This is a genomic window from Mycobacterium sp. D16R24 (genome assembly GCF_002013385.1).
Classification (GTDB): Bacteria; Actinomycetota; Actinomycetes; order Mycobacteriales; family Mycobacteriaceae; genus Mycobacterium.
The window spans coordinates 50,012-71,392 of record NZ_MAEV01000015.1 but is presented as its reverse complement, the minus strand read 5'-3'; the positions used below and the strand labels follow the sequence as shown (position 1 = coordinate 71,392).

The following is a 21,381-nucleotide window of genomic DNA, read 5'->3' as shown; positions in this document are numbered from 1 at the left end:
CATGACCACCGATGAGAAGACCCCGGCATTGCGTGCGGCAGATCTGGTCAAGGCCTACCCGGGCGCGGAGACTCGCGCCGTCGACGGACTGAATCTGACTATTCCGCAAGGCATTGTCTACTGCCTGCTCGGCCGGAACGGTGCCGGGAAGACCACCACCATCCGGATGGCGACGACGCTGCTGGCCCCCACCAGCGGGGAGCTTGAGGTGCTCGGAATTCCCGTCGACAAGACCAAGGAATTGCGCCCTCTGATCGGCGTGGCCCTGCAAGAGGTGGCGCTGGATCTGTGGATGTCACCGGTCGAGCAGATCCGGATGAGCCTGGCCATCGCCGGCTGGCCCAAGGGACAGCGCAAGGCGCGTGAGGAAGAGCTCGTCGAGCAGTTCGGGCTGGGCAGCTACCTGAACCGGAAGGTGGGTGCACTCTCCGGCGGCATGCGCCGCCGCGTCGATGTCGCGCTGGCGGTCGCCCACAACCCACAGATGTTGTTCCTCGATGAGCCGTCCAGCGGGCTGGATATCGAAGGCAAACAGGAGGTATGGAATGCCATCCGGCTGCTGCGCTCCGAAGGACGCACCGTCGTGCTGACGACTCACGATATGGACGAGGCGGTGTCGCTTGCCGACGAGGTCGGCATCGTCAAGAGCGGTCAACTTGTCGCCTCGGGCTCCACTCAGGAGTTCACCCGCAGCCACGGTTATGCGGTCGAAATCGCGGCCGACGGTGGCGTATCGGAAGATACGGCCAAGGAGTTGGTGGCGGCGGGTTACGCCGTACAACGCACGGAGACCGGGACCTTATCCGGGACTTTGGATTCCGCGTCGGCATCGGATCTGAGGGCGCTGAGCGCCGAACTGGGCCGGGTCGGCTTGGGCACGGCCAGTATCGAAGTGCGATCCACCTCGCTGCGCGACGCATTCCTGGAGGTAACCCAGTGACCGCCTTGTCCAATACCGCACGGTTGTTCCGTCGCTACGTCGTGGTGGGCCTGCGGCAGCCGGTCTTCGGATTCATCTTCCCGATCGTGTTCCCCGTCGTGCTCGTGATCTTCGTGCGGTCGATGTTCCAGCGCGTGGCCGATCTACCCGGATTCCCGCTCTCCTCGTACACCGCGTACATCGCGCCCGGGCTGATCATGCTCATTCCGATGCTTGGCGCGGGGTACGGGGCCGGGACGCTCATCGACGAGATCAGATCGGGATTCACCGATCGGCTGCGGCTGTACGGCGTCTCCACCGGGCAGATCATGGCGGCCAAGATCGGCTTCGAGATGTTCCGCATCCTGCCCGCCGCGGTCATCGTCATCGGGCTGCTTGCCTTCCTCGACGCACCACTGCGGGCGGGCTTGTTGACCGGGGTGTTTCTTGTGCTGGTGATGTTCCTGTGGTCGGCGGCCTACAGCTCGCTGTTCTACCTGGTGGCGCTGCGCACTCTCAATCCACAAGCGCCGGTGGCGATGTTGCCGCTAGCGTTGCCGGTGCTGTTCGTCAGCCAGGCGCTCATGCCCTCGGTCTTCCTGTCCGACTGGCTCAGGATCAGCATCAACGCGAACCCCTTCTCACACATTGTGTCCGCCGCCTCGACGATCATGTACGGCGAGTTCGATGTGATGCTCGTTGTCAAGGGTGCCCTGGTGGCCATCGGCATGTTCGCGCTGCTGCAAATCCCCATCCATCTGGTGATCCGCCGAAAAATAGGCAAGTAGAAGGCTTACAAAGAAAATGGAAACTACTTCAGAAGTTCGCGAGTTCCTCATCGAGTTCATCGCCGAGGAACTCGAGATGCCCACCGGAGATGTCAACGACTTCTCCGAACTGGTGGGTGATCTGGGATTCGATTCACTGTCGTTCGCGGTCGGGGTCTCGGAAATTAAGGGCCGCTTCGGTATTCAGCTGACCAAGGATGATGTCTTCGAGTGCAAGACGCTCGGAGCGTTGATCGAACTGGTCGAGAGCCGTTTGTGATGAGCCGCTTGCGCGAAGAACGTCCGTTGATGAACCCGGTGCTCGACAGACTGCGCGGCAGCGCCGTCACCGACCGTGGCCTCACCTCGGCGCCGATGGGAGCCGACGGCACATCACGGTTGACCGAGCTGCACACCACACCATGGGCCGATGTGCACCAGCAGGGTCTGCGTATCGCGGGCGCCCTGCAGGCGGCGGGTGTGCGCCCTGGTGAGGCGGTGACCGTATTGGCCGGTACCCCCGGTGAAATCGCGCCGTTGGTGCAGGGCATCTGGATGTCCGGTGCCTCCGTGACCATGCTGCACCAGCCCACGCACCGGTCCGATATGCAGGTGTGGATCGAGGACACCCGCAAGGCACTGGCTGCGGTGGGTTCCTCGACGGTGGTGGTGGGGGATCCTTTCCTCGCGGCCGCCGGGCAGTTCGCATCGGTCGGTGCCCGCGCCCTGGAGCTCCCGGGCCTGCTGACCGGCGCGCCGGGGGAGATCGTCGATACCGACCAAGACGCTATCGCCTTCCTGCAGTTGACCTCCGGGTCCACCGGGACACCGAAGGCGGTCAGCATCACTTATCGCAATATCGAGGCCAATCTGCGGGCAATGGTGAGCGCTTCGGGTGCCGATCCCGAATCCGATGTGGTGGTGAGCTGGCTGCCACTGTTCCACGACATGGGCATGATGGGTTACCTGATCGTCCCGATGTGCCGGGGGATGAACACCGTCAGCGTGACCCCGATGGACTTCCTCGGTGATCCGCTGCTGTGGGCGGAGCTGATCAGCAGGTACCGCGGCAGTATGACGGCGGGTCCCAATTTCGCGTACTCACTGCTGGCCCGTCGGCTGCGCAAGGCACCCGACGGTGCCTACGACCTGTCCTCGCTGCGGTTCGCGCTCAGCGGCGCCGAGGCCATCGATGTGGCGACCCTGGAACGATTCGTCACCGAGGGCGCCCGGTTCGGGATGCGCGCCGACGCCGTCGTTCCCGCCTATGGCATGGCCGAGGCCACCTTGGCGGTCTCGTTTGTGCGGCGCGGTGAGGGCTACCGGGTGTGCCCGCCGCATCCTGATCTCGTCGCCGCCCAGGGAGAAGAGGCCAGTTCCCGTGTGGCACTGGGCCTTCCCTTGCCCGGCTGCGAGGTGCGGGTGGTGTCCGAGGACCGCTCGGTGCTGCCCGCGGAGGCGATCGGCGAGCTCGAGATCCGTGGGGAGAACGTCACCGCCGGATACCGCACGGCGGCGGGGTTCGAGTCGATGCTCGACGCGCAGGGCTGGCTGTCCACCGGCGATATCGGGTACCTCACCGAGGACGGGCAGCCGGTGATCTGCGGCCGCAAGAAGGACATCTTGATCATCTCGGGTCGCAACGTGCACCCCGAGGACATCGAGCGGTCGGTCGCGGGCGTCTCGGGAGTGAAGTCGGGCGGTATCGCCGCGGTACGTCTGTCCACCGCTGCGGCAGGCGAGGGGTTCGCGATGGTGGCCGAATCGGCGCTGCATGCCGATAGCGCTGAGAGTGCACGCATCCGTGCCGAGGTGGCGGACCGTGTCTACCGCAGCCTGGGGGTGAGTCCACGCGATGTCCACGTGGTCCCCGCCGGGTGGATTCCCAAGACATCCTCGGGAAAGCTGCGCAGGAGAGCGACCAGTGACCGGCTGAAGAGGTGTGAACCGACCCGATGACGACACGGGAACAACTTCTCCGTGTCCGCACCTGGATGCCCGAAGGGCTTCGCACACTTGGTGATCGCGGTGCACGCTATCTGCGGCACCATCCGATCGCCGCGCTCACCACCGTCGGCGAACAGTTCGTCCTCGGTGCGCACACGCTGCGGTACTTCGCGACCGATCTGGTGACGGGCAGGTTCCAGTGGGCGGAGTTCGTGCGGCAGGCGGCGTTCATGGCAGGAACCGCCGTGATGCCGACGGTGCTGGTGGCACTGCCCATCGGGGTAACGCTCTCCATCCAGTTCGCGCTGCTGTCAGGTCAGGTCGGTGCTACCTCACTGGCCGGTGCGGCCAGTGGACTGGCCGTGGTGCGGCAGGCCGCCTCGTTGGTGGCGGCCATATTGCTCGCCTCGGCGGTGGGCTCGGCGATGACCGCCGATCTGGGCTGCCGGACCATGCGGGAGGAGACCGCGGCCATGGAGGTCATGGGGGTGTCGGTGGTGCGGCGTCTGGTGGTGCCGCGCTTCGCGGCGGCCATCGTCGTCGGTATCGCCCTGACCGGTGTGGTCTGCTTTGTCGGGTTCCTGGCGAGTTATCTGTTCAACGTATATGTACAGGGCGGTGCCCCAGGAAGTTTCGTCGCCACCTTCGCATCGTTTGCGACGACGGGAGACCTGCTGCTGGCCTTGTTGAAGGCCGCGGTGTACGGAGCCATCGTGGCGGTGATCGCCTGCCAGAAGGGGCTGGCCGCGCACGGCGGACCGACCGGGGTGGCCAATTCGGTCAACGCGGCCGTCGTGGAATCTGTGCTGCTGCTGATGGTCGTCAATGTCGTGGTCAGCCAGGTCTATACCATGTTGTTCCCGCGGGGGGTGCTATGACCGCCATACTTCCGGCGCGTCGGGTGCTGCTGCAGCCCAGGGTATTCCGGGCCGACGCCGCGATGAGGCCATTGGCGCGGTTCGGTCATATGGTCACCTTCTTCCTGCATGCTTTCCTGGCGATCCCGATCGTGCTGCGCCGGTATCGGCGTGAGTTCCTGCGGCTGCTTTCCGATATCACCTGGGGCAACGGGTCGATCGTGGTCGGTGGGGGGACCGCAGGTGTGGTGCTGGTGCTCGGCGTTACCACCGGTGCGCTGGTGGCGATCGAGGGCTACAACTTCCTGGAACTGATGGGCCTGGGCCCGGCGACGGGCGTCATCTCTTCGTTGGTGACCACCCGCGAGCTCGCCCCGATCATGGCCGCGCTGGCCTTCGCCGTGCAGGCGGGATGCCGCTTCACCACCCAGCTCGGATCGATGCGCATCTCCGAAGAAGTGGACGCGATGGATTCCCTTGCCATCCGGCCGATTCCCTACCTCGTGACGACACGCCTGCTGGCCTCTGTGGTCGCCATCGTCCCGCTGTACGTGGCATGTCTGACGATCAGCTATCTGTCCTGCCAGGTCATGGTCGGCATTGTCAGCGGCGGCTCGCAGGGCCCCTACCTGCACTACTTCACGCTGCTGTCCAGCGGCACAGATATCCTCTACTCGATCCTCAAGGCCATCGTCTTCGTCTGGATAGCCTCGGCCGTGCAGTGCTATTACGGGTTCTGCGCCGACGGCGGTCCGGAGGGTGTCGGTATCGCGGCGGGGCACGCGATGCGTGCCAGCATCACCGCAGTGATCGTCGTCAACATGCTGCTCACCATGGCGCTGTGGAGCGTCGACTCCGGCGCCAGGTTCGGGGGATGAGGTGACGAATCAGCTTGGCATTCATTACGACCTGGACGGCGCGCGCTTCTCCCGTCGGCAGCTGCTGATGCGCGGGAGTGCCGCGTTGGTCGCGGTCGCCCTCATCACATCGGCGTTGTTGATCAAATCGACGGGGGTGCTGGACAGGTACGTCAACGTGGTCGCCGAGCTGCACAACGTCGGCGACGGGCTGCCGCCGCGCTCGGATGTGAAGTACCGGGGTGTGCTCGTCGGAGTCGTGGACAGCGTCACCCCCGCCGCCGGCGCACAACCCAATCGGGTGCATCTGCGGCTCAAGCCTTTGTACGCCAACTCAATCCCGGGGACTGTCACCGCGCGCGTGGTGCCCAGCAATGTCTTCGCGGTCTCGGCCCTGCAACTCGTCGACCACGGTGCCGGTGCACCGGTTCGCAACGGCGGGCGTATTGCCGAGGACACCCGGCTACCGACCGTCCTGTTCCAGACCACGGTGAACAAGCTGCGCCAGATCCTCTCCGCGACGGGCCGCGGCCGCGAGGACAACACCGTCGGCGTCCTGGCGGCGGTTGGTGCGGCCACCGATCACCGCCGCGCCGAACTACTCACCAGCGCAGCACAACTCGACCGTATCCTGGACCAGCTGAACGCCATCGTGGCGACGGACCAGGGGCCCTCTACGGTGTCGGTACTGGTGGATGCGGCGCGTGGGCTCTCGCAGACCGCACCCGACCTGGTGGATGCCCTGCACCAAGCCGTGGGGCCCATGCGCACCCTCGCCGAGAAACGGGACCAGTTGCGCACGTTCATCGGCGCCGGGGTGCACACCACCGGCACCACCGTGGAGTCGCTGCGCAACCACACCGATCAGCTCATCCAGATCACCACCGATCTGACGCCGGTGCTGGGCGTGCTGGCCGATAACGCCGAGCACTTCGTGCCGATCACCCGGCGCATCACCAAGTTCTCGGACACCTTCTTCCAGGAGGTGTGGGACCCGGAACTTGCCACCGCCCGCGGACGGGTCAATCTGTCGTTCACCCCGTCGTACACATACACCCGCGCCGACTGTCCCCGATACGGAGAACTGAAGGCGCCCAGCTGTTTTACCGCTCCGCAGATCGCGGTACGGCCCGATCTTCCCGAGGTGCTGCTGCCGCAGAATTACCACCCCCCGGCCAACCTGGCTCCGCCGCGCGGCACGGTGGTGGGCCCCAATGGCAACCTCGTCGCGGTCGGGCCGCCACTGGTCAACCCCAACCCAGATCTACGTGATCCCAACCCGCCGGTGCCGTCGTGGCTCAGTCCGGCTCCACCGGTACCCGGAAGCGCAGTACCGGGCGAAACAGCCATCGCACCAGCATCATTCGGTGGGAATGTGGGACCCGTCGGCAGTGCCGAGGAACGGGGTCAGCTGGACCGAATCCTCGGACAGCCCGCGACGGCAGCCGATCAGCTCATGCTCGGGCCCATTGCCCGCGGCACCGCGGTGACCCGAAACCAGGACGCACACAACGAGGAAGGCACACGATGAGGCGCTCGGCAGCCGGGAGCGTGCGTGGCCCCGTGATTGGCCTCGTCATCTTCCTGGTGATCGCGACCGTACTGACCTGGCTGGTCTACGTCACGTTGCGGCGCGACGTCAAGGGCACGACAGTCTCCTACGGCGCGATGTTCACCGATGTCTTCGGGCTGCGCGAGGGCGACGATGTGCGGATCGCGGGGGTCCGCGTGGGCAGAGTCCAGGGCATCGAGCTCAACGGGACACTTGCGAAGGTGAGCTTCGAGGTCCAGGACGGCCAGCGGCTTCCCGACAGCACCACCGCGTCGGTGACTTACCAGAACATCGTCGGCCAGCGGTATCTCGCACTGGCGCAGGGACACTCGGGGCGCGGCGGCCTGCTGGCCCCGGGCGGCGTCATCCCCGTCGAACGCACCGAGCCCTCCTTCGATATCGGCATTCTGCTCAATGGGTACGAGCCTCTTTTCGCGGTGCTGGACCCCGCCCAGGTGAACAACCTCACGCAGGCGGTCATCGGCTCCCTGCAGGGGGACACCGGCGCGTTCGCGACGCTCGTGGACCAGACATCGACGTTGACCAAGACATTCACGGGGCGCGATGACGCCCTGGATCATGTGATCGGGAGCCTGGACCGGGTGGTGGGCAGTCTGGCGGCGCAGAACCGGGACTTCGAGGAGGCGATCGCCGCGACCCGTGCGGTGGTCGGTCAGTTCGACGGCCGCAGACCCGAGCTGGTGTCCTCCGTGGGCAAGATGAACGCGGTGGTCAAAAACCTGTCGCGGATTGCCCATGACGTGGACCCGCCGCTGCATGAATTACTCACGCGCGAGCCCGGTTACACCCGGCACATGCTCGATATCGAGCCGCAGATCGCCTACACGGGTCTCAACACACCACTGTTTCTCAAGGGCCTGGCGCGCATGTTCGGGGAGGGCGCGTACATGAACGCCTATGCCTGTGACGTGAACGCATACGGATTCTTCCCCGGTCTCAACGATGTCGTCCCGATCATCGTCAACGCGGCCACTCCGGGCGGCAAGGCCAAGCACACAGCGCGATGCAGGAATGCCGGCGATGGCGGCTGACACGATGAGGCCGCACGGGCTTTCCTCTCTTCGCAGGCCGCTGGACTCCTACAACAAGACCTGGCTCGGTGTCATCGCTGTGGCGGTTATCGCGGTGCTCATCGCCGCACTGCTGCTGGTGAAGGAGCTGGGGATCGGATACCGGCAGTTCACCGCCGAGTTCCTGCAGGCCGCCGCGCTGCGGCCGGGAAACATCGTCACCGTCGCGGGGGTACAGGTCGGGTCGGTAACCGGTGTCAGGCTGGCTGGAGACCGCGTCGAGGCCACCTTCCGGGTCCGTGACCACATCCCGGTGGGCAGCGATACGCGAGCGGCGATCAAGATCACCACGCTGTTCGGTTCCCGGTATCTCGACCTGCACCCCGCGGGCACCGGTACACCGGCGGGGCGGCAGATCAGCTTGCAGCACACCGAGGTTCCGTATGACCTGCAGGCGGCCCTGGCCGACTCCACCCGCACCTTCGAACAAGTGGATGCCGACCGCATCGCCTCCTCGCTGAACGTCCTGGGCACGCAACTCGACGGACTGCCGAATGTGGTGCCACAGGCCATGGAGAACGTACGTGCGTTGTCTTCGGTCATCGCGCAGCGGCGTGATCAGCTGGGCACGCTGCTGGCCAGTACCGAGAAGGTCACCGGCATGCTGCGCCGCCAGCAGTCCGATATCGGGACGTTCATCCGCCAGGGACACGAGCTGGTGGGGGAGTTCGTGGCACGCTCGGCGGCCTTCCACGCGATGATGCGCTCACTGCAGAGCATCGTGGACTCGCTGCGCAGCATCGTGGTCGATGACCACCGGGTACTCGACGGCGTCATCCACACCATGGACGAGCTCAGCGGCAAGCTCGCTGAGCAGGACGCCTTGTTGCGCAATCTGCTCCAAATCGCGCCCGTGACTGTCCGGGAGATCGCCAACGCCACCGGATTTGGCAACGCGGTCGAGGGCAACCCGCCCGGGGGCGCCCTCATTGACTCGTGGATGTGCGCGATCAGTGGGCGCGCCAAGCAATTCGGGATGATCGAGTACTTGAAGGACTGCCAATGACCAAGATTCGCCATCTGCTCCTGGTCGGGCTGGGGCTGATAGTCGTCACCGCGACCACGGTGGGCGCGGCCTGGTCCGTCGCAGGAGGCGGTAGGACCATCACCGTGACGGCTCAATTCGACAGTGCCGCTGGTCTTTATCCCGGAAATGTGGTCGCCGTGCTCGGTATGCCGGTGGGACAGGTCTCTAAGATCACCGCGAGGGGCGGATATGCGGAGGTGGAGTTCACCGTCGACAGGCAGGTCAAGATCCCGGCCGATGTCCAGGCGGTCACCCTTTCGACGTCGATTCTGACCGACCGCCAGATCGAGCTGTCGCCGCCATACCGCGGCGGGCCGGTGCTGCATGATCGCGACACCATCGGCCTGAACCGGACCAAGACTCCCGTCGAATTCGACCGGGTGCTTGGCATGCTCGACAAGCTATCCGGTTCCCTGCATGGCGATGGCGCCGGCGGCGGTCCCATCGCCGCGGTGCTCAATGCCGGTGACGGCGTCGCGGCGGGGAACGGCGATCGCATCAAGACGGCGTTGGACGAGCTGTCCCGGGCATTGCGTCTCGGTGCCGATGGTGGGGCGCGCACCCGTGAGCAGATGACCGCCATCGTCAAGAATGTCAGCGGATTGCTGGATGCGGCAGCCCGCAACGATACGAGCCTGCGGCAGTTCGGTTCCACGGTGCGTCAGCTCAGCGACATCCTCGCCCGCGAGAGCTTCGGTTCGGGGAGCACTGGCCGGCAGTTCAATGAGGTGATCGAGCAGACCGGGAACATCCTGCAGTCCAACCGGGACGCCATTGGCCGAGGTATTGCCAACGGCAACAAGAGCATCCAGACGGTGTACGACCGCCAGCGCGAACTGGCTGAGTTCTTCGACGTGCTGCCCCTGATGGCCGACAACTTGTACAACGCCATCGACCAGCGCAACGGCGCGATCCGCGCGCACTTCCTGGCCGACCGCATGGTCTTCGACGGTCAGATGGCCAAGGAGATCTGCAATCTGCTGGGTCTGCGCCAGCTTGGCTGCAGCACAGGGACATTGCAGGACTACGGTCCCGACTTCGGATTGACATACATGCTCGACGGTCTCGCGGCGATGGGGCAGAAGTGATGAGGCGCAGGCTGTCGGCGGTAGCCCTGACGGTGGTGTTTCTGTGCGCAGGATGTTCCACCAGCGGCCTGGCCGACCTGCCGCTGCCGGCGCCCGGATTGGGCGCCGGGGGATACCGGCTGACAGCCATCTTCGCGAATGCGCTGAATCTGCCCGAGCGCGCCAAGGTGAAACTCGCCGGTGCCGATATCGGCGAGGTGGAATCCATGGCGGCCCGTGATTTCAGCGCGGTGACCACCCTGCGCATCCGGCATGACGTCACGCTTCCCGTGGGCAGCACGGCGCAGTTGCGCACGGCCACACCGCTGGGCGATGTGTTCGTGGCCATTGCGCCCCCGGAGCAATCCGCCGGCGGCATGCTGGCCGACGGAGACACCATCCCGATCGACCGGACCGGGGCGGCCGCCACCGTGGAATCGGTGCTCAGCTCGGCGGCCATCCTCGTGAACGGCGGTGCGGTGCATAACCTCACCAACGTCATCAACGGCACCGGCAGGGCCGCCGGGCCGGACGGTCAGGCCTTCGGGCGCATGATCGGGAAGTCGAATGAGCTGCTGGGCAAGCTCAACGCGCGCTCGGGACAGCTGGACGCCGCGATGACCGAGACGGCTCAGCTGGCCGAGGCGCTCGACGGCAAGAGCGACAAACTCGCCGAGGTGCTGCACGCGGCCGGCCCAGCGACCGCGACTTTGCGCGACAATGCCGACCAGATCTCGAATCTGTTGCTGTTGCTGGGCGATACCGCCAGCGAGCTGGGCAAGTTCCCGTCCATCGCGGGTACCGACGCCAGCGGGCGCAGCGTCGTCGCCGACGCGAACGCCATCTCCCGGTCCTGGAATGACGTGGTGCTGGATCCCGAGACGAGCCTGCTCGCGCTGAACCGGTTGTACGCACCGTTCATCAAAATCACTGCGGGCTCGGCCATTTCCGGCAGCGCCGGTATCGATCGCCTCGTGTTGGGGGCGATACCGGATGCCGGATTCGGGGGAGACCAGGGTTTTCACGGACCCAAGCGGTACGACTGGGCCAAGCTCGTCGGGACCTTCAAATACACGCTATGGCGACTGCAGGAGCGCGTGGTAGGTCAGGGACCCGCCGCGCAGGAGGCCCCCCGATGACCCGCGCCTGGGTCAGCGGCCTGTCACTGCTGCTCATGTTGACGGTCTCGGTGACCTATTTGCTTGTCGGGGTGCTGCACGTGCGGCCGCTGGCGTCGAGCTACCCGGTGACCATCGAGCTCGCCGAATCCGGTGGCCTGCTGCCCAATCAAGACGTGACGCTGCATGGGGTGCGCATCGGTGCGGTCGATTCGCTGACCTTCACCGGCCAGGGTGTGAACGCGACGGTCAGGGTGGACGGCGGTGTGCGCGTTCCCGCCTCCGCCTCGGTGCGGGTGTCCGGGCTGTCCCCGGCCGGTGAGCAGTACCTGGACTTCTCGGCGGGATCGGACGCGGGTCCGTTCCTGTCCGCCGGGGCCGTGATCACCCGGGACCGTACCGCCATCCCGGTCACTCCGGCACAGCTGCTGGTTCACGCCGATGGTGTGCTCGCCCAGGTGGATCCGTCCAAGATCGAACGCATCAAGAGGGAACTGAGCCTGAGTGCCGAAGGGCCACAGAAGCTTACGGCGATCGTTGACGGCGGGGTGTTCCTGCTCGCCACCCTCGACTCGGTGTTGCCCGAGACGGTCAGCGCCATAAGAGACAGCCGGACGGTGCTGTCGGCGGCGATCGACGTCAACGGCGGTATCGCGGCCACCGCGCGCAATCTGCGCGGCACCCTGGCGGGCATCAACAGGATGGACGGCGGCTACCGGAAACTCATCGATCAATCGCCACGCGTGTTGGGGGCCACGGACAATCTGTTCACCGACAACTCGGACACCATGGTGCAGCTGCTGGCCAACCTGGCCGCCAACGCCCGGTTGTCGTATGTGCGGGTACCGGCGCTCAACGCGCTGTTCCCCGACTACCGCGGTTCGGCGCTGGAGGCGTTCAGCACCACCATGCACGAGCACGGGCTATGGGTGACCGCCGATCTGTATCCGCGCTACGCCTGCGATTACGGAGTCCCGCGGCATCCGCCTTCCTCGGCCGACTACCCGGAGCCGTTCCTGCACACCTATTGCCACGACGACGATCCCGCGGTCTTGATACGCGGCGCCAGGAACGCTCCGCGCCCGGCGGGCGACGACACGGCGGGCCCGCCCGCGGGTGCGGATCTGGGCGCCACCTCCGACCCGACGCCGCCGGGGCGGTACACCATCCCGACGCCCTACGGCGGCCCCGCGCTGCCCATCGAGCCACCGAGGTAACCGATGCCGGCCAACAGTGCGCACGACCGTCCACAGTCCGCGGCTACGCGGGCGGTGAACACCCGCCGGATCGCGTTCACCTTTGACGGGGCCTCACCGGCGCGGCGGCATTTCGTGGCCGGCGATATCGCGATGAGTCACCTGGTCGCCCTGCTGTCCGGCTTCTTCCCCTCGGGGGAGGAGTTCTTCATCCAGTCGGTGCGGCGCTACGACGGTCAGATCGTTGATCCCGTGCTCAGGAAGCAGGTCGCCGGGTTCATCGGGCAGGAGATGACGCACGGCATCCAGCACCGCGAGCTCAACACACAGCTGGTTCAGCGCGGCTACTGGGCCACCGGGCTCATGGACCGGGTGGGCACGCGGCTGGTCAAGCGGATGAAGCAGAACAGAGACCGGCTACCGGATCGGGTGGCCAGGTCCGCACTCGCGGTGACGGCCGCGGTCGAACATCTCACGGCCATCCTCGGGGAGCAGGTGCTCAGCGTCCCGTGGATACAGCAACAGCTGACCGATCCGGAGGTGCGCGCGATGCTCAACTGGCATGCCATCGAGGAGATGGAACACAAGTCCGTCGCCTTCGATGTGTACCGCCACGTAGGGGGCACCGAGCGCATGAGGATCGCGGCGATGGCCCTCACGCTGGCTCTTTTCCTGAGCCGGACGCTGATCCTGCTGGCCTCGATCCTCACCGACCCGTGGGCATGGCGCCATCCCGCGGCGACCCTGCGCAGCATCGTTACGCTGCCGCGCACACCGCTGTTCGCCGGGCTCGGGGCCAAGATCCGGTGCTACCTGCGCTCCGGCTTTCATCCCGATGACATCGACCACGGCCCCTTGCTGGAGAAGTGGCGCGACGAGTACTTCGGTCCCGAAGGCATCCTGCTGGACCATCTGAAGTAGCTGCTAGCAGCCACCGAGGTAAAAGGCGCTTTGCGCGGCCCTTAGGCTGTTCAGGTCAATTACTGCAGTCTTGCAAGAGGAGCCTGAGCAGATCGTGGCCGCCAAGCCGAACGCCGCCGGTAAGAAGATCGAGGCTGTCGTCAACCTCGCCAAGCGCCGGGGACTGGTGTACCCGTGCGGCGAGATCTACGGCGGCACCAAGTCGGCGTGGGATTACGGGCCGCTCGGTGTGGAGCTCAAGGAGAACATCAAGAAGCAGTGGTGGCGCTCCGTCGTCACCAGCCGCGACGACGTCGTGGGCCTGGACTCCTCGGTGATTCTGCCCCGTCAGGTCTGGGTCGCCTCCGGTCACGTCGAGGTGTTCAACGACCCGCTGGTCGAATGCCTGAACTGTCACAAGCGCCACCGTCAGGACCACCTGCAGGAGGCGTACGCGGAGAAGAAGGGCATCGACAACCCCGAGTCGGTCGCGATGACCGAGATCGTGTGCCCGGACTGCGGCAACAGGGGCCAATGGACCGAGCCGCGCGACTTCAACATGATGCTCAAGACCTACCTCGGTCCCATCGAAACCGAAGAGGGCCTGCACTACCTGCGTCCCGAGACGGCGCAGGGCATCTTCGTGAACTTCAAGAACGTCGTCACCACCTCGCGCCAGAAGCCTCCGTTCGGCATCGGCCAGATCGGCAAGAGCTTCCGCAACGAGATCACCCCCGGCAACTTCATCTTCCGCACGCGCGAGTTCGAGCAGATGGAGATGGAGTTCTTCGTCGAGCCGTCGACGGCGCCGGAGTGGCACAAGTATTGGATCGACGCCCGCCTGCAGTGGTACATCGATCTGGGTATCGACCCGGAGAACCTGCGGCTCTACGACCACCCCAAGGAAAAGCTGTCGCACTACTCGGACGGCACCGTCGATATCGAGTACAAGTTCGGTTTCAGCGGCAATCCGTGGGGCGAGCTGGAGGGTGTCGCCAACCGCACCGACTTCGACTTGTCCACGCACGCCAAGCATTCCGGTGAAGACCTGTCGTACTACGACCAGGCCGAAGACCGGCGCTACACGCCGTACGTGATCGAGCCCGCGGCCGGTCTCACCCGCTCGTTCATGGCCTTCCTCGTCGACGCCTACCAGGAGGACGAGGCCCCCAACGCCAAGGGCGGTGTGGACACGCGCACTGTGCTGCGCCTGGATCCGCGTCTGGCTCCGGTCAAGGTCGCGGTGCTGCCGCTCTCGCGCAATGCCGACCTGAGCCCGCGCGCCAAGGCGCTGGCCGCCGAGCTGCGCCAGAGCTGGAATGTCGACTTCGATGACGCCGGTGCCATCGGTCGCAGGTATCGTCGACAGGACGAGATCGGCACCCCGTTCTGCGTCACAGTCGATTTCGACTCGCTCGAAGACGACTCCGTCACCATTCGCGACCGCGATGAGATGACCCAGCAGCGTATTCCGATCGGCGGCGTGGCCGATCATCTCGCCAAATCTCTCAAGGGCTGCTAGCCGAGGAGCAGAAATGACTGACGTTCAGAATCACATCGGAATCGATCCCGCCAGCGCGCCCATCGAGGCGCCGGCGGCCGAGGCGCAGGTCCGCGCCGACGACCGTGGACATGTTTTCCACTCGTGGTCCGCCCAGGCGGCCATCGACCCGTTGCCGGTCGCCGGAGGTTCGGGTGCCACGTTCTGGGATTACACCGGCAAGGAGTACCTGGACTTCGCCTCGCAGCTGGTGAACCTCAATCTGGGACATCAGCATCCGCGTCTGATCGAATCCATTCAGTGTCAGGCCGGCCGGCTGGCCACCATCGCGCCCGCGTTCGCCAACGATGTGCGCGGTGAGCTCGCGCGGCTGGTCGCCGAGCGTGCGCCCGGAACGCTGAACAAGGTGTTCTTCACCAACGGCGGCACCGAGGCCGTGGAGCACGCGGTGCGCATGGCGCGCCACCACACCGGTCGCCGCAAGGTGCTTGCCGCATACCGCAGTTACCACGGCGGTACCACCACCTCGATGTCGCTGACGGGTGAGCCGCGTCGCTGGGCCAATGACCCGGGTGACAACTCGGTGGTGCGCTTCTTCGGTCCGTACGCCTACCGTTCGGTCTTCCACGCCACCTCGCCCGAGGAGGAAACCCAAAGGGCGCTGGAGCATCTGGAGCAGGTGATCAACCTGGAGGGTCCGCCCACCATCGCCGCGATCATCCTGGAATCGGTGGTCGGTACCAACGGCGTGCTGGTGCCGCCGCCGGGCTACCTGGCCGGCGTTCGCGAGATCTGCGACCGGTATGGGCTGGTGTTCATCGCCGACGAGGTGATGGTCGGCTTCGGGCGATTCGGGGAATGGTTCGCCATCAACGCCTTTGACGTCGCCCCGGACCTCATCACCTTCGCCAAGGGCATCAACTCCGGTTACGTCCCGCTGGGCGGTGTGGTGATCTCCGATGCCATCGCCACCAGCTTCGATCATCGTCCGTACCCGGGTGGGCTGACGTACTCCGGTCACCCGCTGGCCTGTGCGGTCGGCGTCGAGACCATCAAGGTGTTCGAGGACGAGAAGATCCTCGAGCGGGTGCGCGACCTCGGCGAGCGCGTGGTGCGTCCCGAGCTGGAGCGCTGGGTGCAAACCCATCCGAGCGTTGGCGAGATCCGGGGCCGTGGCCTGTTCTGGGCCGTGGAACTGGTGCGCAACAAGGAAACTCGTGAGCCGCTGGTGCCGTTCAATGCCAGCGGTGAGGCGGCCGCGCCGATGAACGCCTTCGCGGCGGCGTGCAAGAAGGATGGCCTGTGGCCGTTCACGCACTTCAACCGCACGCACGTGGCTCCTCCGCTGATCATCAGCGAAGAGGATCTGCGGCGCGGGCTGTCGATCATCGACGAAGCACTGAACGTCGCCGACGGGTATGCCGACTAGCCGGTGAAGACGCCGCTGTAGGCGTTCAAGGCCGGCTGGCCGCCCAGGTGGGCGTACAGGACGGTGGAGCCCGGTTCGATGGTCCCGTCGGTGATCAGGTCGATAAGGCCTGCCATCGATTTACCCTCGTACACCGGGTCGGTGATCATCGCCTCCAGGCGCCCGCACAGCTCGATCGCTTCGATGGTGGAATCGACAGGCACGCCGTATTTTTCGCCTGCCCAACCCTCGAGCACGGTGATCTCATCGGTGCTCAGGTCGCGTTCGAGGCCGATCAGGCCTGCGGTGTGTCGGGCGATGCGGGTGACTTGGTCGACGGTCTTCGGCGTCGTGGCCGACGCGTCGATACCCAGTACCCGCCGCGGTGGGCCGCCGGCATCGGCGAGCGCGGCGAATCCCGCGATCATCCCGGCATGCGTTGAACCGGTCACGGTGCACACGACGATGGTGTCGAAGAAGACGCCGAGCTGTCGTTCCTGCGCGGCCACTTCATAGGCCCAGTTGGCGAAACCCAGTCCGCCGTACTTGTGTTCGGATGCACCTGCCGGGATGGGATAGGGCTTGCCGCCGCCCTTTTCGACCGCGGACAGTGCGTCCTCCCACGACCCGCGGATGCCGATATCGAAGCCCGCAGGGTCCAGCTGAGTCCGGGCTCCCATGATTCGTGAGAGCAGGATGTTGCCTGCCTTGTCGTTGACCGGATCGTCCCAGTCCACCCAGCGCTCCTGCACCAGGTGGCATCGCATACCGAGCACCGCCGCCACGGCGGCCACCTGGCGGGTGTGATTGGACTGGTAGCCGCCGATCGACACCAGGGTGTCGGCGCCGCTGGCCAAGATGTCCGGGACGATGTATTCGAGCTTGCGTGTCTTGTTGCCGCCGAACGCAAGTCCGGAATTGCAGTCCTCGCGTTTGGCCCAGATCTGGGCTCCGCCGAGGTGTCGGCTCAGGCGCTGCAGCGGGTGGACGGGGCTGGGCCCAAAGGTCAGTGGGTAGCGGGGGAAATCGTGGATCGTCAAGACGTTCTCCTGGCTTCGGCAGTTTCCGGCGTCGGGATGAGGGTGTGCCAATTGGCGCGCGCGGCATGACCGGCGCCCTCGCCGTCACCGGCCTCGCACCGGGCGATGATCTGCTCGTGCAGCGCCACGGAGTGGCGCCCATCGCGACTGGCGAACCGGATGCGCTCGAGGCGGCGCAACACGGGGGTGACCTGCTCGAGCACCGCCGCGATGTACGGGTTGGCGCTGGCCTCGACGGCGATGGCGTGAAACTCGTCGTCCGCGGCGAGCGCGGCATCGGGATCGTGCGCGTCGAGCGCGGCGGCGAAACGCGCGTTGGCGTGCCGCATCGCGGCGAGGTCACCGGCGGAGATGTTGGTGATCGCTTCCCGTACGGCGAGCTCGTGCATCGCCGCGGCGACGGACTGCGCCGCGCGTGCCTCTCGGACGTCGACGGGGCTGACGATGGTGTGCCGGCCCGGTTGGGTCTGCACCAGACCGGCCTGCTCCAAACGGGCGAGGGCCTCGCGGATCGGGGTTCGGCTCACGCCCAGCCAGCGACTCAGTTCGTCGTCCCGTAGCCGCTCACCGGGGGCCAGGGTGCCGTCCACGATGGCCTTACGCAGGGCTTTGTAGGCGTCGTCGCGGAGCAGGGACCGCGCGACGACACCCTCGGACGGGGGTACTGGCATGCAATATATTGCACATCGATAGCGGCGTGCCGTCAAGTGCTGCGGGAAATTTTCGGAAAGAGACGGCTCGCTAGAAGCGGCCGCCGCCGCCCCGGAAGCTCGACCCCGAGGATCGGGACGACCCGCCGTAAGACGACGACCCGGACCCGGACCAGGAGCTGTGGTGGCTTGATCCGCCGCTGAGCATGCCGCGCAGGATGCCGCCGATCACGGCGCCCGCGACGTTGCCGGCCACATCGCCCGCGACGGAGTATCCGGCGGAACCGCCGTAGTTGCCATAGCCGTTGCTGTAGTAGGACTGGGCCGCGCGCACCTCTTGGATCGCGCCGCCCTCGGCGCGCGTCGCCAGTTCGGCCGCCCGGTTGGCCCACAGAATGGCGTTCGAGGGATCCGACTGGCGGGCGGACTCGGCAGTGGCGATGCTGCGCTCGGCCTCCGCGAGGTATCCCCGCGCGGCGGCACCGACGGCTCCGCGGTGCAGGCCGATGTACTGGCTGACCGCGTTCACCTTCTGACGCGCGGTGCCGATCGCTTGATCGAGCGCCCGGGCGCGGCGTTGGGCGGCGTCCTTCTCCTCCCGCACGGCAGCCAGGAGCTTGTCCAGCTCGGCATCGGCGGTGGCGAGGTGTGTGAAGGCGGTCAGCGGATCGGTGGCCCCCACGCGCTCGGCATCGGCCACGGCGGCGACGGCGGTGTCGTGGGCCTTGGTCAGCTCTTCGGCACGCGGCACCGAACCCTGCCGTTGGAGTTCTTCGGCCTGGGCGATACCGGACTTCGTGTCCGCGATCGCCGCGGGCAGTGCGTCGGTGGCGCGCCGGATGTTGTTGGCGGCGTTGTCCACCGCGTCCAAGAGCGCGGCGGCCTGGGTCAGTGCCGATTCGGCGCCGCGCACGGCGTCGACGAGATTCATCTGTTGGCCCTCCAGGGGGCGGGCGGCCAGTTCCCGACCGTGGGTGATCCGGGAGTCTGCGAACGTGGTGCGTTCGGTGGCTTCGGTGATGTTGTCGGCAATCGAGGCCAGCGCCGCGGCATCGAACTGGGTGCGCAGCTGTTCGAGAACCCGTTGCGACTCGGGCACCCGAGCGGTCGTTGCGACCACTTGCTGGGTCAGGGTGTCCAGCTTCGTGGGCGCGTTGATCACCAGGTTGCGCAACGCGTCGAAGGCGTTGGACTGATCGTCGAGGGTGCGGTCGGCGCGTGCGGCCGCGGTGATGACGTCGATCAGCAGACGGCGCTGCTCCGTGGGCGTCTCCGGGACGGCGTCGTCGAGTTGTTTACGCACGGAGAATGCCTGGGCCAGCGCCTTTTTCGCGGAGTCGACGGCTTGCTGGAAGGGTGCGGTCTGGTCGGTGCCGAATTCCTCGACGGCCAGCGTGAGCTCGGCCTCGCTGGTGCGGACCGCGTTGTCGACATTCACCACGATCGATTTCGACAAGCCATCGAGTGCATCGACCGACTGCGCGGCGAGGGCCTCGGCGTTGGTCGGATCGATGCCCTTGGCGGCCTCGACCTCCGCGCGGCGACGGGAGCGACTGCGGAACCAGGAATACAGCATGAAGGCGCCGACCACGACGGCGCCGAAGGCCAGCGCGACCAGGATGGGCTTCCAGGGAATGGAGGATGACGAGGCGGCGGCCGACTCCAGGCCGTTGGCGGTGTTGATGGCCGCGCCATCCCAATTCGATGCGCGTAGCGCGGGTTCGATCGTGTTGGTGCGCAGCTCATCGATCTCGGAGTCGCTGACGTTCTTGATCTCTGACGCGACGAGGAACGCGTAGCTGCGCTCTTGCGTTGCCACGGCCAGCAGGGCGTCGCGATCGCCCAATCCACTTGTCTTGAGGGTTTTGTTCGCCCATGTCACGGGATCGGCGCCGTCGAAATCCTTGACGTACACCACCCAGAGCCGCACATGCTGCTTGTCGTAGAGCTGATCGATGGCGGCGCGCACCTTGGTGGGGTTCTTGAGCGCCCCGGCCCGATCGGTGACATAGCCGGGTACCCGGAAGGGTGGGTCGGCGCTCGCCACTGGTGCCAGCAGCAGGGTCGGGGCAAACACCGTGAGTACCGCGATCATGACTCCCAGCAGGCTCCCGAGGGCACGCAGCAGACGCATGGTCGCCAATCTAATGCCTCGCGAGGCGCGTGGACCCGTCCTGGCAGACTGGTGCCCACGATGCGTACTCCGGATGCCCATAAGGACGCCTACACCGATTTCGACCGTGAACGCGTCGTCACCGAGACGCCGAAGACGGCGGCGATCGTTGAGATTCCATCATCGGAGCACCGGACCGACTTCGCGCGTGACCGGGCCCGCGTCCTGCACAGTGCTGCGTTCCGGCGTCTGGCCGATAAGACACAGGTGGTGGGCCCGCGCGAGGGGGATACGCCGCGCACGCGGCTCACGCACTCGGTGGAGGTGGCGCAGATCGGCCGCGGTATCGCCACCGGGCTGGGCGCCGACCCGGACTTGGTGGACCTGGCCGGGCTGGCACATGACATCGGCCATCCGCCGTACGGACACAACGGTGAACGCGCGCTCGACGAGGTGGCTGTCGACTGCGGCGGGTTCGAGGGCAACGCCCAGAATCTGCGCATCCTCACCCGGCTGGAGCCTAAAGTCGTTGACGCCGAAGGTAATAGTGCCGGGCTCAACCTGACGCGAGCGGCCCTGGATGCGGCGACGAAGTACCCGTGGCTGCGTCCGCCGGGCGGCGGGAAGTTCGGCGCCTACGTCGAGGACGCGACGGCCCTGGATTGGGTGCGGGCCGGGGCGCCACCGCGGCGGCGCTGCCTGGAAGCGCAGATCATGGACTGGTCCGATGACGTCGCCTACTCGGTGCACGACGTCGAGGACGGCGTGATCTCCGGGCGCATCGATCTGCGGGTGCTGGCGTCGCCGGGGGAGGCGCAGGTGCTCGCGGAGCTGGGAGTGAAGTCCTTCGGCGGGGTGGAGCAGGGCGCGCTGGAGGAGGCCGCCGCGCGCCTGGCCACACTGCCGGTGGTCGCGGCCATCGGCCCGTATGACGGCACCCTGAGTGCGTCGGCCAACCTCAAGCGACTGACCAGCGAATTGGTGGGCCGGTTCGCCTCGGCCGCGATCGGTGCCACCCGTGAGGTGGCCGGGGATGGGGCGTTGGTCCGATTCGAGGCCGAGCTGACCGTGCCCGAGGTGGTCGCCGCCGAGGTAGCAGTGCTGAAAATGCTTGCGCTGCAATTCATCATGTCCGATCCGCGACATATCGCGGGACAGGGCCGTCAGCGTGAACGCATCCATCGGGTGGCGCAATGGCTAGGGGCAGGGGCTCCTGCGACGTTGGATCCGGTGTTTGTGCCCGCGTTCGAGGCCGCCGCGGACGATGCGGCGCGCACCCGGGTGGTGGTGGATCAGATCGCCTCGTACACCGAAAGCCGGCTTGAGCGGGTGGACCGCGATAGCCAGGGTGTGCAAGCCAGCTGGGCCTGA

Annotated in this window: 19 protein-coding genes; 16 read left to right on the top strand and 3 right to left on the bottom strand. The window is 66.3% G+C overall.

The features are described 5' to 3' along the window. Position 1 precedes the first annotated feature (1 nt). The 15 genes from B4383_RS13920 (at position 2) to B4383_RS13850 (ending at position 16,228) form a co-directional block, all read left to right on the top strand. Positions 2-940 (top strand): ABC transporter ATP-binding protein, encoded by a 939-nt coding sequence (locus tag B4383_RS13920; RefSeq protein WP_078291010.1) that lies wholly within the window; start codon positions 2-4, stop codon positions 938-940. Beyond that, entirely contained in the window at positions 937-1,707 is a 771-nt protein-coding gene (locus B4383_RS13915) for an ABC transporter permease (RefSeq protein WP_078291007.1), read from the top strand. Before B4383_RS13920 ends, B4383_RS13915 begins: the two co-directional genes overlap by 4 nt. Positions 1,708-1,723: 16 nt before the next feature. Next, entirely contained in the window at positions 1,724-1,966 is a 243-nt protein-coding gene (locus tag B4383_RS13910; protein ID WP_030095215.1) for a phosphopantetheine-binding protein, read from the top strand. Continuing rightward, on the top strand, positions 1,963-3,645 hold the full coding sequence (locus B4383_RS13905; RefSeq protein ID WP_176138400.1) for a fatty acyl-AMP ligase: 1,683 nt from the start codon (positions 1,963-1,965) through the stop codon (positions 3,643-3,645). The genes B4383_RS13910 and B4383_RS13905 overlap by 4 nt, the downstream gene beginning before the upstream one ends. Next, positions 3,642-4,511: an ABC transporter permease gene (locus tag B4383_RS13900; RefSeq protein WP_134063798.1), complete on the top strand. Its 870-nt coding sequence runs from the start codon at positions 3,642-3,644 to the stop codon at positions 4,509-4,511. The genes B4383_RS13905 and B4383_RS13900 overlap by 4 nt, the downstream gene beginning before the upstream one ends. Next, complete coding sequence (locus B4383_RS13895; RefSeq protein ID WP_078291001.1) at positions 4,508-5,368, top strand: ABC transporter permease; 861 nt, start codon at positions 4,508-4,510, stop codon at positions 5,366-5,368. The genes B4383_RS13900 and B4383_RS13895 overlap by 4 nt, the downstream gene beginning before the upstream one ends. A 67-nt stretch (positions 5,369-5,435) precedes the next feature. After that, entirely contained in the window at positions 5,436-6,878 is a 1,443-nt protein-coding gene (locus B4383_RS13890) for an MCE family protein (protein ID WP_139360782.1), read from the top strand. After that, the gene (locus tag B4383_RS13885; protein WP_078290996.1) at positions 6,875-7,951 is read left to right on the top strand and encodes an MCE family protein; all 1,077 of its coding nucleotides are present in this window, start codon (positions 6,875-6,877) and stop codon (positions 7,949-7,951) included. Before B4383_RS13890 ends, B4383_RS13885 begins: the two co-directional genes overlap by 4 nt. A 4-nt stretch (positions 7,952-7,955) precedes the next feature. Beyond that, positions 7,956-8,996 (top strand): MlaD family protein, encoded by a 1,041-nt coding sequence (locus B4383_RS13880; protein ID WP_139360780.1) that lies wholly within the window; start codon positions 7,956-7,958, stop codon positions 8,994-8,996. Continuing rightward, entirely contained in the window at positions 8,993-10,105 is a 1,113-nt protein-coding gene (locus tag B4383_RS13875; protein ID WP_078290993.1) for an MCE family protein, read from the top strand. The genes B4383_RS13880 and B4383_RS13875 overlap by 4 nt, the downstream gene beginning before the upstream one ends. Continuing rightward, positions 10,105-11,223: an MCE family protein gene (locus B4383_RS13870; protein ID WP_078290991.1), complete on the top strand. Its 1,119-nt coding sequence runs from the start codon at positions 10,105-10,107 to the stop codon at positions 11,221-11,223. Before B4383_RS13875 ends, B4383_RS13870 begins: the two co-directional genes overlap by 1 nt. Further along, positions 11,220-12,419 (top strand): MlaD family protein, encoded by a 1,200-nt coding sequence (locus tag B4383_RS13865; RefSeq protein ID WP_078290989.1) that lies wholly within the window; start codon positions 11,220-11,222, stop codon positions 12,417-12,419. The genes B4383_RS13870 and B4383_RS13865 overlap by 4 nt, the downstream gene beginning before the upstream one ends. Positions 12,420-12,422: 3 nt before the next feature. After that, positions 12,423-13,319, top strand: a complete 897-nt coding sequence (locus tag B4383_RS13860; protein WP_078290986.1) for a metal-dependent hydrolase — start codon at positions 12,423-12,425, stop codon at positions 13,317-13,319. Between the two features lie 94 nt (positions 13,320-13,413). Next, positions 13,414-14,820: a glycine--tRNA ligase gene (locus tag B4383_RS13855; RefSeq protein WP_078291261.1), complete on the top strand. Its 1,407-nt coding sequence runs from the start codon at positions 13,414-13,416 to the stop codon at positions 14,818-14,820. Between the two features lie 13 nt (positions 14,821-14,833). Continuing rightward, positions 14,834-16,228, top strand: coding sequence for an aspartate aminotransferase family protein (locus B4383_RS13850; RefSeq protein WP_078290983.1), 1,395 nt, complete (start codon positions 14,834-14,836; stop codon positions 16,226-16,228). Here B4383_RS13850 and B4383_RS13845 read toward each other — a convergent pair. The 3 genes from B4383_RS13845 to B4383_RS13835 form a co-directional block, all read right to left on the bottom strand. Continuing rightward, complete coding sequence (locus tag B4383_RS13845; RefSeq protein WP_078290981.1) at positions 16,225-17,247, bottom strand: 1-aminocyclopropane-1-carboxylate deaminase; 1,023 nt, start codon at positions 17,245-17,247, stop codon at positions 16,225-16,227. The two genes, B4383_RS13850 and B4383_RS13845, sit on opposite strands and share 4 nt — an antisense overlap. Next, positions 17,244-17,918 carry a GntR family transcriptional regulator gene (locus B4383_RS13840; protein ID WP_078290978.1) on the bottom strand — a complete coding sequence of 225 codons (675 nt, stop codon included), beginning with the start codon at positions 17,916-17,918 and terminating at the stop codon, positions 17,244-17,246. The genes B4383_RS13845 and B4383_RS13840 overlap by 4 nt, the downstream gene beginning before the upstream one ends. Positions 17,919-17,988: 70 nt before the next feature. Continuing rightward, complete coding sequence (locus B4383_RS13835) at positions 17,989-20,031, bottom strand: TPM domain-containing protein (RefSeq protein WP_078290975.1); 2,043 nt, start codon at positions 20,029-20,031, stop codon at positions 17,989-17,991. Positions 20,032-20,091: 60 nt separating this feature from the next. Here B4383_RS13835 and B4383_RS13830 point away from each other — a divergent pair, with 60 nt between their 5' ends. Further along, complete coding sequence (locus B4383_RS13830; RefSeq protein ID WP_078290973.1) at positions 20,092-21,381, top strand: deoxyguanosinetriphosphate triphosphohydrolase; 1,290 nt, start codon at positions 20,092-20,094, stop codon at positions 21,379-21,381.